Annotated in this window: 1 protein-coding gene; it reads right to left on the bottom strand. The window is 59.5% G+C overall.

Annotated elements, in window-relative coordinates; all coding sequences use genetic code 11:
* Window positions 1-810: 810 nt before the first annotated feature.
* Complete coding sequence (locus tag ACP7A5_RS17905) at window positions 811-1251, bottom strand: response regulator (RefSeq protein ID WP_425989198.1); 441 nt, start codon at window positions 1249-1251, stop codon at window positions 811-813.
* Window positions 1252-1540 lie beyond the last annotated feature (289 nt).

The raw sequence follows: 1540 nt of genomic DNA, 5'->3' as shown, positions 1-1540 counted from the left end.
AGGCTGCCGTGGGTTGTGATTCGGCAGACGCATTTCGGCTCATCTCACCAACGATGAGTCGCTCAGCGTAGATACGCAGCTTCGGCGTAGTTCGGTTCATTCAGGAACGTACTCGAACGAGGCGCTCTTCGGAGGAAATTTCTTGTGCCACCCTCGACGCGGGGACATTGAGGGCTTTAGCTGACTTCATTGCCATAGTGCGGCTGCCTCGGGACCGGCCAACCCTCACCTTGCACCAATAAAGCGCGGGTGACGAATCATGGCGCGGTCCCGAGGCCTCTGTCAGCCCAAACTTAGCTTGGCCGTACGCTCGCGGGGCTAGGCCTGCAATAGGGCCCGATGGTGCTGGATCCGTCACCCGTTTGCGCTCGGTCGTGTACTCCAACGACGCGATCGCCGACCGCCGACCGCCGGACAGACCTGATTGTTCAGAAGCACGAAATACTGCCTGAAGCGTGTCCGCCCACCTGAGCGAATGATCGCGTCGCATGTTTCCCTGCATAAGCTTTAGTCGCACGAATTAAACAGGGTGGGGAGAACGATGTTCCTCAACGTGCGCCTTAAAGGTGACGCTAAGGCTCGCTTTCCACCTGGAACAGACCTGCACGATGTCCGCTTACGGCGCGTCCGTCGAATGTCCGTTATCGGGCAGCAGGCTAAAGGCTGAACCCGACCCTTAGCGGACATTTCCGGCGTCCGCCTTTTCGCACCGAAGGGTTCAGTCAATTTACTTTCGGAAATACGTGGCCGTCAGCGAAGCTCTCGGGTGCCCGCCACATCCGGAACGGACTCGCGCCATCCGCTAGTTGCTCAACCTAGGGATTTTTCGATCAGGAGGCCAATATCTACGGGCTTCTCGATCCAGTCGTTAATGCCGGCGGCGACATAGGTCTCGAGCTGGGCGACGAGTGTATTTGCCGTAACGGCGACGATGGGCACCCTGCTTCGGAAGTCCCGGAGGGCCCGGATAGCGCGACTAGCCGCCACACCGTCCATAACCGGCATCTGGATATCCATCAGGATCAGATCCCAATCGCCGGTCCTTACTGCTTCCAGTCCCTGCTGGCCGTTATTCTCGGTTTCGCAGTCAAAGCCCTGGCTCCGAAGAACCGTGACGATCAGGCGCCGGTTTGCCTCGCTGTCGTCTACATAGAGGACTCTGTGAACGCGGTCCGGGACGGGCAGATTGACGACAGCGGGCGACGCCTGGCTTGTTGCAGCGAGCTCTGCGCCTTCCGAAACGCGGATCATTTCGTCGACTACGCTCAGAAGGCGATGGCCGCCTTGTTGGATCCGGTCGGCCTGTTCGGACTGCTCCGGGTTAAGTTCCGATCTGGAGAGCAGCTCGGAAAATCCCAGAACTGAACCGCCCCGGGTTTGCCGGAGGCCATTTGGCTTAAGTTACGCGGCCAGGGGCTGTTTGAACCGCCCCGGGTTTGCCGGAGGCCATTTGGCTTAAGTTACGCGGCCAGGGGCTGTTCGGCTAGCATGGCATAGTAGGCAGCTTCGGCTTCGGCTGGCGGGATATGGCCTATGGGCT

It is taken from the genome of Brevundimonas sp. TWP2-3-4b1 (assembly GCF_049897665.1).
Classification (GTDB): domain Bacteria; phylum Pseudomonadota; class Alphaproteobacteria; order Caulobacterales; family Caulobacteraceae; genus Brevundimonas; species Brevundimonas subvibrioides_B.
This window is presented reverse-complemented; position numbering and strand designations above follow the sequence as displayed.